Here is an 8,742-nt window from a genome sequence, read left to right on the forward strand (position 1 = left end):
GCCAGGTTCGAACGTTGTCCGCCGTAGCCGGGTGTACAGGGATCGGCACGGCATCGTCGCTCACAGCACGTCGTGGATTCCCGCTCAGTACGCCGGCTTACCGTCGTCCCGCTGTGAGTCGCCGTACCAACGGCGGCCGCCCACAAGGGAGATCGGGGGTGCGTTCGTGCGGATCGGACTGCTTACGGACGGTGGTTATCCGTATGCGACGGGTGAGTCCAGGCTGTGGTGCGACCGGCTCGTGCGCGGGCTCGCACAGCACGACTTCGACGTCTACGCCCTCAGCCGCAGCGCCCAGCAGGTGGAACAGGGCTGGATTCAGCTCCCGCCCCAGGTGCAGCGGGTCCGTACCGCCCCGCTGTGGGCCCCCGAGGACGACGGGCACACCTACGGGCGCCGTGACCGGCGGCGTTTCCTCGGCCACTTCAAGGAACTCGCGGCCGCCGTCTGCGCGGACGGCGACGACCACCGCGAGGCCTTCGCCGAGGGGCTGTACGGACTGGCCGACCTCGGCCGCGAGCGCGGCGGGCTCTACGCGGCCCTCCGCTCCGAATTCGCCGTCCGCGTCCTGGAGTCCGCCTGCCGCGCGCCCGGCGCACGCCGCACCGTGCACGCCGCCACCGTGCCCGACTACCTCCTGTTCGCCGACGAGCTGGAGCGCTCCCTGCGCCCGCTCTCCCTCGACTGGTACGGCGACGACGGCCTCGGTGCCGTCGACCTCTGCCATGCCGCGTCCGGTGGAACCGCGGCCCTGCCCGGCCTGTTGGCCAAACGCTTCTTCGGGGCTCCGCTGCTGGTCACCGAGTACGGCGTCCACCTGCGCGCGCACTATCTGTCCGCCGGCGGCGCCGAACTGAGCGCCCCCGTACGCGCCCTGCTCGCCGCGTTCCAGCGACGGCTCGCCGCCGAGGTCTACGCCCAGGCCTCCGTCATCACCCCCGGCAACGCCCACGCCCGGCGCTGGCAGGAGAAGTGCGGCGCGGACCGGGCCAGGCTGCGCACCGTCCACCCCGGTATGGATTCCGACCGGTTCGCCGCGGTGGGGGAGGGGGCCGACAGCGGCGATCCGCACACCCTCGTGTGGATCGGCCGCATCGAGCCCGCCAAGGACCTCATCGCGCTGCTGCACGCCTTCGCCGAGGTGCGCAAGGAAGAACCGCTTGCGAGGCTGCGGCTGTTCGGGGCTCCGGTGCACGGAGCCGAGGCCGCCACCTATCTCACCCACTGCAAGGCCCTGGCCGCCCAGCTGTTCCCCGACGAGGCGGCCGACGCGCACGCCGTCGGCGACAACCCCGTCTCCTTCGAGGAGATCGGCGGACCCGAGGCACCGGAACTCGCCGACGCCTATGCGACGGGCGGCGTGGTCGTGCTCTCCAGCGTCATCGAGGGCTTTCCGATCAGCCTGGTCGAGGCGATGTTCTGCGGACGCGCCACCGTCTCCACCGATGTGGGAGCGGTCGTCGAGGTCATCGGCGGCACCGGCCTGGTGGTGCCGCCGCGCAACCCGAGGGCGCTCGCGGACGCCTGCCTCGCGCTGCTGCGCGACCCGGAGCGCAGGGCGCGGCTGGGCGCCGCGGCGCGCGCCCGGGCGCTGGAGCTCTTCACCATCGACCAGAACCTCGCGGCATTTCGCGGCATTTACCTGGAACTGATCTCCCACTCACCGGTCCGGCGCGAGGCCGTGGACGAGGACGGCGCACCCGTCCCCTTCGGCCACCCCGCCGAGGCGCACATGCCGGGCCGATGGACGGACCGGACGGCGGGCCCCGCATCCGGCACGGTGTCCGGCGTCTCGTCCCGCCCGGAGTCCGGCCACGGATCCGGCCCGGAGTCCGGTGCCTCGACCGGCCCCGCACCGGACGGCCGCACCACCCCCGGCGCCGTGCACCACAAGGCGCCCCGGTGGGCCGGCGGCCCGAGGACCGGACATGTCGCCCCCGCGACGGCCGACATCCCCACCCCCGCGAAGGAGGCACGCGCATGACCACCCCCCGCGTCACCGACAGCGCGCACGCCGAAGACCCCTCCGGACTGGACGGACTCGCCTTCCACCCCCGCACCCCTGCCGACGCCGACAGCTGGGACACCACGTCCGACGCCCTGCTCGCCCGGCCCGCGGTCTGGGAGGACGAGCCGGCGACGACGGCCTCGCGCACTCCGGCCACCCCGCGCCGTGGACCCGCGGATCCGGTGAAGGCACTGATGCACCGGCACCGTGAGCTCTGCGAGCGGGCCGTCGACCCGCTGGAGATCGCCGCCGGTCTCGAGGCGCACGGCGTCACCGACCGCACCGCGGCCCGTTTCCGGCACCGTGACGTCTTCTCGCTCGCCGAGGAGCTGTACGCGCGGGTCCCCAGGGGCGAGGCGCCCACACCGGCCCGTCCCGGACGCGGCCTGCCCCGCCCGGCTGCCGCGGACTTCGCCCTTGTCCTCCTGACCCTGCTGCCGGGCGCCCTGTGCGCGCTGGCCGTCGCCGGTCTGCGACCCCTCGAAGGCATTCCGCGGACCGCGGCCACCGTCACCGGCGCGGTCGCCGTCACCGTCGCTCTCTCCCTCTGTCTGCGGCGCGGCCCGCTGCGCGCGCAGCGGCGCACGGTTCCGGCCCTGCGCCTGTGGACCCTCTGGCTGCTGGCCTACGCGGCGTACGGCACGGACCTCCCGACGCGGATCATGGTCGGCGGTGGCGAGGCGGCACCGGCCCTGAACGCGGGCCCCCTCGTCGGCCTCGCCCTCGCCGTCGCACCCGCGGCCTGGTGCGCCCACCTCTTCTCCATCCAGGCCCGGCGCCGGCTCGACGGCAGCCGGGGCCTGGAGGAGTTCGCTTCCGGGGCAAGGCCCCTGCTGCTCGGCGTCGTCGCGCTGTACGTCGGCGCCCTTGTCGCGCTGCTCGCCGTGACCCGCCTCGTCCTCCCGTACGACGATCTCGCTCCCGTGGTCGCGCTCGGCGTCCTGCTGTTCCTGGCCCGGCTGCTCGTCGTTCACCACTTCCCCGCCGCGGCGGCCACCGGACTCGCGGCGGCCTGTGCCGTCGAGGCCACCGCGATCCTGCTCCTGCTCGCCGGGCGGCTGCCCGGCTGCGGCTTCCTGGCGGCCCCGGTCGAGGCGGCGGTGACCGCCTGGGGTGCCTCCGCCGTACCCGCCGCCGCCTGCGCGGCGGCCGCGGCCGGACTGCTGGCCCACGCCACCGCCGCCCTGTCCCGGGCATCGGCCCACACCCAATGACAGACCTCCCGACCTCCCGCGGGGCCGACACCGCGGGCGTACCCAGCACCCCCAGCGACAGCAACACCTCGAAGGAGAACGCGACATGACCCCCCAACCCCCAGTCCCGGCCCGTCGGCACAGAAAGGCCGCGCGATGAGGGTGCTGCTGCTCGGAGCCAACGGATTCCTCGGCCGCTTCGTCGCCGACCGGCTGCTCGCCGACCCCGCCGTCCACCTCACCGCGCTCGGCCGCGGCGACGACGCCGATGTGCGCTTCGACCTCGCCGGAGGCAGCCCGGGTGCCCTGACCCGCTTCCTGGGCGCGGTCCACCCCGGCGTCGTCATCAACTGCGCCGGTGCCACCCGCGGCGGTGCCCGCGATCTGACCCGGCACAACACCGTCGCCGTGGCCACCGTCTGCGAGGCCCTGCGCCGCAGCGGCTGCGGGGCCCGGCTCGTCCAGCTCGGCTGCGCCTCCGAGTACGGGCCCTCCCAGCAGGGGTCCTCGACCGCCGAGGACGCGATCCCGCGGCCCGGCGGCCCCTACGGCGTGAGCAAGCTCGCCGCCACCGAACTGGTCCTGGGCGCCGGCTTGGACGCCGTCGTGCTGCGTGTCTTCTCACCCGTCGGGCCCGGCACCCCGGCGGGCTCCCCGCTCGGCCGCCTCGCCGAGGCGATGCGCCGCGCCATGCAGTCCGGCGACGGGGAGCTCAAGCTCAGCGGCCTCGGGGTGCAGCGCGACTTCGTCGACGTACGGGACGTGGCGCGGGCCGTGCACGCGGCCTCCCTGTCGGCCGCGCAGGGCATCGTCAACATCGGCACGGGGCGCTCCGTGCGGCTGCGCGACGCGGCCGCCGTGCTGGCCAGGGTCGCGGGCTACAGCGGGGCGCTGCACGAGCTCGACGGCCCCACCGGCCGGCCGGGCATCGGAGCGCCGCGTTCCGAGGCGATGATGGACCATCTCTCCGCCCCCGTGCCCTACCCGGACGGCTGCGGCAGCTGGCAGCAGGCGGATGTCCGCACGGCCCGCGACCGGCTCGGCTGGCGCCCCCGCATCAACCTCGAGGAATCGCTCGCCGACATCTGGATGGAGGCGGCGTGTCGCATCTGACGACCACCGGCTCCCAGCTCTCCGCCACCGGTGCGGAGAGACTCGGCGTCGGTGTCCCCGGCTACGCCCACCCCTTGCTCGCTCCCGCCGAGTGGGCCGAACTGACCCGGCCCGGCACCCCCTTGCACTGGGTCGTGCTCAATGTCGCCAACGGGCCGGGCACCCGGCCCGACCCGCACTGTCTCGCGGCCGCGGGCCGGCTGAACAACGCAGGCGTGCGCGTCCTCGGCCATCTCGACATGGCGCACGGTTCGCGCGACTTCGGTGACCTCGTCGCGGACGCGCACCACTACCTCGAGTGGTACCGCGTCGGCGGCTTCATCCTGGACCGCTGCCCGACGGACCGCGCCGACCTGCTCCAGGTCAGGCGGACGACCGCGACGCTGGAGGCCGTGCTCGACGGGGGACACCTGGTCCTCGGGCACGGCGCCCACCCGCACCCGGGGTACACGGAGGCGGCCGACCAGCTGGTCACTTTCAGCGGGCCGTGGACGGACTACCGCTGGTCACAGGTGGCCGAGTGGACGGCGGACCACCCGCCTGAGCGCTTCGTCCACTTCGTCCACGGTGTGCCGCGCACTCATCTGGAGGAGGCCACCCGCATTGCCCGCTGGCAGGGCGCGGGGACGATCTTCTTCACCGACCGGTCGGATCGCGTCGGTCCGTCCGGCGGTCCTCGCCGCGGCGACCGCAAGGGGCAGATCGGTCCATTCGAGACACTGCCCGGTTACTGGGACGAAATCGTCTCGCAGATCGGACGTGGTGTCTCGGAATGAGAAGGCGCGTGGCAGTGTTACGGGGAGAACAACCGTACTGACTCAACGACGCAACGGAGTCCCCGTGTCGCTGCCACCCCTGGTCGAGCCAGCTGCTGAGCTCACCGTCGACGAGGTTCGCAGGTACTCCCGCCACCTGATCATCCCGGATGTCGGGATGGACGGGCAGAAGCGGCTGAAGAACGCCAAGGTGCTGTGTGTCGGCGCCGGCGGCCTGGGCTCGCCGGCCTTGATGTACCTGGCCGCGGCCGGTGTCGGCACGCTCGGCATCGTGGAGTTCGACGAGGTCGACGAGTCGAACCTGCAGCGTCAGATCATCCACAGCCAGGCGGACATCGGCCGCTCCAAGGCCGTGTCCGCGAAGGACAGTGTCCTCGGCATCAACCCGTACGTGAACGTGATCCTCCACGAAGAGCGGCTCGAGGCCGAGAACGTGATGGACATCTTCAGCCAGTACGACCTGATCGTCGACGGCACCGACAACTTCGCGACCCGCTACCTGGTCAACGACGCGTGCGTCCTGCTGAACAAGCCGTACGTCTGGGGCTCCATCTACCGCTTCGACGGCCAGGCCTCCGTCTTCTGGTCCGAGCACGGCCCCTGCTACCGCTGCCTCTACCCCGAGCCCCCGCCGCCGGGCATGGTCCCGAGCTGCGCCGAGGGCGGCGTGCTGGGTGTGCTGTGCGCGTCCATCGGGTCCATCCAGGTCAACGAGGCCATCAAGCTCCTCGCCGGCATCGGTGAGCCGCTCGTCGGCCGGCTGATGATCTACGACGCCCTGGAGATGCAGTACCGCCAGGTCAAGGTCCGTAAGGACCCGGAGTGCGCGGTCTGCGGTGAGAACCCCACCGTCACCGAGCTCATCGACTACGAGGCCTTCTGCGGTGTCGTGTCCGAGGAGGCGCAGGAGGCGGCTGCCGGCTCGACGATCACTCCCAAGCAGCTCAAGGAGTGGATCGACGACGGCGAGAGCATCGAGATCATTGACGTCCGTGAGGTCAACGAGTACGAGATCGTCTCGATCCCGGGCGCGAAGCTGATCCCGAAGAACGAGTTCCTGATGGGTACCGCGCTGGAGAGCCTGCCGCAGGACAAGAAGATCGTCCTGCATTGCAAGACGGGTGTCCGCAGTGCGGAAGTCCTCGCCGTCCTCAAGTCCGCCGGTTTCGCGGACGCCGTGCACGTGGGCGGTGGCGTGATCGGCTGGGTCAACCAGATCGAGCCGGACAAGCCCGTCTACTGAGAGTGGTTCGCAGGGCCCCGGACCACATCGGTCCGGGGCTTTGCCGTGTCCCGCGGAGAGCGGGCCGGGGCCGGGGGCTCAGGAGCAGGTCGTGCCGTTCGCCGGAACCCCGCCCTCCAGCGGATCGGCCTTGGTGGTGTCCGTCACGCACACCCGGTCGGACTCACTGCGCAGAACGCAGAATTCGTTGCCTTCGGGATCAGCAAGGATTGCCCACCCTGAACCGTCGGGATTCCGGTGATCGGCGACCCATGTGGCACCGAGGTCGATCAGCCGTTCCACCTCCTGATCGCGCGAGGTCTCGGGGCGCAGACACAGATGGATCCGGTTCTTGATCGTCTTGGCCTCGGGCACCTGGTTGAAGTGCAGCACCGGGCCCTCCGCCAGGAGCACCTGCGTCTCCGGGTCACCCGGGCCGTCCTCTGGATGCACCGGACGGCCGGTCACACTGCTCCAGAACCGAGCCAGCTCGTAGGCATCCGCACAGTCGATCGCCACGTTCTGCAATACCGAAACCATGCGCGCGAGCATTCCTGGTCTCCACGCCGAAAGCCACCGAGTTGCGCTCATTCTCCGCGCAGCGCCCTCAGCTGCACACCGTCCCTGAGGCCGGAGCCTTCCCTTCGAGGAGATAGGCGTCCACGGCCTTCTTCACGCACGCGCTGTTGCTGTTGTACGCGCCGTGCCCCTCGCCCCGGTACGTCAGCTCGATGCCCACGCCCTTGCCCAGGGCGTTCACCATCGCCCGCGCACCCTCGTACGGGGTGGCCGGGTCACCGGTGTTGCCGATGACGACGATGGGCGCGGAACCGGGGGCGGAGACGTCCGGGTGGGTCCACTGGCCGGGCACCGGCCACTCGGTGCAGCCCATCAGTCCCCAGCCCAGGTAGTCGCCGAACACGGCGGACGCCTTGCGGAACTCCGGCAGTTCGGCTCTCGTTCGGTCCAGTGAGTAACGCTCCTTGGAGTCCACACAGTTGATGGCCGCGTTGGCCGCCTGGAGATTGCTGTAGTTGCCGTCCTCGCTGCGGCCGTTCATCGCGTCCGACAGCGCGAGCAGCAGTGCGCCGTCACCGCCGTCGGCCTCGTCGAGGCCTTGTTCCAGCAGCTCCCAGTACTCCTTGGAGTACAGCGCCTGCGCGATGCCGTTCGTGGCCTGCGACTGCGTCAGCATCCGGTCCCCGCTGCCGGGAATCGGCTTCTTGTCGAGCCGCTGTTGCAACTGGATGATCCCGTCCTCGACCTCCTTCACCGTCGCGCCGGGCAGCAGGCACTCGTCGCCGCGGTCCACGCAGTTCTTGGCGAAATTGTCGAGTGCCAGCTGGAAGCCCTTCGCCTGGCCGAGCGAGCTCTGCTGCGAGTTCTTGGTCGGGTCGACCACGGCGTCGAAGACGGCCCGCCCGACGTTCTTGGGGAACAGATGCGCGTACACACCGCCGAGTTCGGTGCCGTACGAGATCCCGAAGTAGTGCAGCTTCGCGTCGCCGAGCACCTGGCGCATCAGGTCCATGTCGCGGGCGGCGTTGACGGTGCCGACGTGGGGCAGCGCGTCGCCGGAGTTCTTCTCGCAGGCGCCCGCGAAGGACTTCAGGTTGTCCGTGAAGGTCGTCACCTCGGCCGGGTCGTCGGGCGTCGAGTCCGCGGCGAAGTAGGCGTCGAGCTGCTTGTCGTCCTGGCACTCCACGGGCACGCTGCGGCCGACCCCCCGCGGGTCGAAACTCACCAGGTCGTAGCGGGTGCGCAGACTGGCGTAGTCCGCGGAGGCGGGCGGCAGGGTGGCGACACCGGAACCGCCGGGTCCACCGAAGTTGAAGATCAGGGAGCCGATGCGGTTGTTCTGGTCGAGCGCGGTGGCGCGGATCAGGGCGATCTCGATGGTCTCGCCGTCCGGCTCGGCGTAGTCGAGGGGCGCGTCCATGAAGGAGCACTCCCAGTTCGTGCCCCCAGGCAGCGGGGAGGGCGCGGGCCCACCCCCCTCGGCCTCCGAGGGCGCCGGACACTTCTGCCAGTCCAGCGTCTGCGAGGCAAGGTCCGCCCCGGAGGAGCCGGTGTCCTTCTCCTTGTCACCGCTGTCGGAACAGCCGGCGACGAACAGCACGGCGAGGGACGCGGCGAGGGCGGCGGCGCGCAGGCCGGAAGAAGAGGTCGGCATGCGGCCATGGTGCTCCGCAACCCGCCACGCCGCCCGTGCGCAGGGCCAAGCGGGTGGTTTTCCGGGAGGGACGTGACGGCGTCGAACGGGGGTCATTTCTCGTCGGGTGCGCCGCCTGACGCGCCCGCGAACGACGCCAATCCCAGCTCGTGCGGTGCTCCGGAACCTTCGCCCGCCGGGGCCGCGGTAGGCGAAGGGGGCCAATCCCAGCCCGTCCGGCGTTTGCGGACACGGTCGCGGGGCGGGGACGGCCCCCG

General features: G+C 71.6%; 7 protein-coding genes. 5 read left to right on the forward strand and 2 right to left on the reverse strand.

Annotated features, from left to right (window positions below; genetic code table 11):
• The first annotated feature begins 166 nt into the window (after positions 1 to 166).
• The 5 genes from ABTX78_RS32415 to moeZ all read left to right on the forward strand — a co-directional run bounded on the left by ABTX78_RS32415 (position 167) and on the right by moeZ (position 6,333).
• Complete coding sequence (locus ABTX78_RS32415; RefSeq protein ID WP_352210356.1) at positions 167 to 1,984, forward strand: DUF3492 domain-containing protein; 1,818 nt, start codon at positions 167 to 169, stop codon at positions 1,982 to 1,984.
• Complete coding sequence (locus ABTX78_RS32420; RefSeq protein WP_352210357.1) at positions 1,981 to 3,222, forward strand: hypothetical protein; 1,242 nt, start codon at positions 1,981 to 1,983, stop codon at positions 3,220 to 3,222. The genes ABTX78_RS32415 and ABTX78_RS32420 overlap by 4 nt, the downstream gene beginning before the upstream one ends.
• A 135-nt stretch (positions 3,223 to 3,357) precedes the next feature.
• Positions 3,358 to 4,314 (forward strand): NAD-dependent epimerase/dehydratase family protein, encoded by a 957-nt coding sequence (locus ABTX78_RS32425; protein ID WP_352210358.1) that lies wholly within the window; start codon positions 3,358 to 3,360, stop codon positions 4,312 to 4,314.
• Positions 4,302 to 5,090, forward strand: coding sequence for a spherulation-specific family 4 protein (locus ABTX78_RS32430; protein WP_352210359.1), 789 nt, complete (start codon positions 4,302 to 4,304; stop codon positions 5,088 to 5,090). Before ABTX78_RS32425 ends, ABTX78_RS32430 begins: the two co-directional genes overlap by 13 nt.
• 64 nt (positions 5,091 to 5,154) lie before the next feature.
• A complete protein-coding gene (moeZ, locus tag ABTX78_RS32435) occupies positions 5,155 to 6,333 on the forward strand; it encodes an adenylyltransferase/sulfurtransferase MoeZ (RefSeq protein WP_352210360.1) in 1,179 nt (392 codons plus the stop codon).
• A 78-nt stretch (positions 6,334 to 6,411) separates the two neighbouring features.
• Here the strand turns inward: moeZ and ABTX78_RS32440 are convergent, their stop codons facing one another.
• Together ABTX78_RS32440 and ABTX78_RS32445 are read right to left on the reverse strand one after the other, a co-directional pair.
• On the reverse strand, positions 6,412 to 6,852 hold the full coding sequence (locus ABTX78_RS32440) for a VOC family protein (RefSeq protein ID WP_352210363.1): 441 nt from the start codon (positions 6,850 to 6,852) through the stop codon (positions 6,412 to 6,414).
• Between the two features lie 67 nt (positions 6,853 to 6,919).
• Positions 6,920 to 8,485, reverse strand: a complete 1,566-nt coding sequence (locus ABTX78_RS32445) for an alpha/beta hydrolase (protein ID WP_352210361.1) — start codon at positions 8,483 to 8,485, stop codon at positions 6,920 to 6,922.
• Between the last annotated feature and the right edge of the window lie 257 nt (positions 8,486 to 8,742).

The sequence above is a fragment of the Streptomyces sp. NPDC096193 genome (assembly GCF_040302905.1).
Classification (GTDB): Bacteria; Actinomycetota; Actinomycetes; order Streptomycetales; family Streptomycetaceae; genus Streptomyces.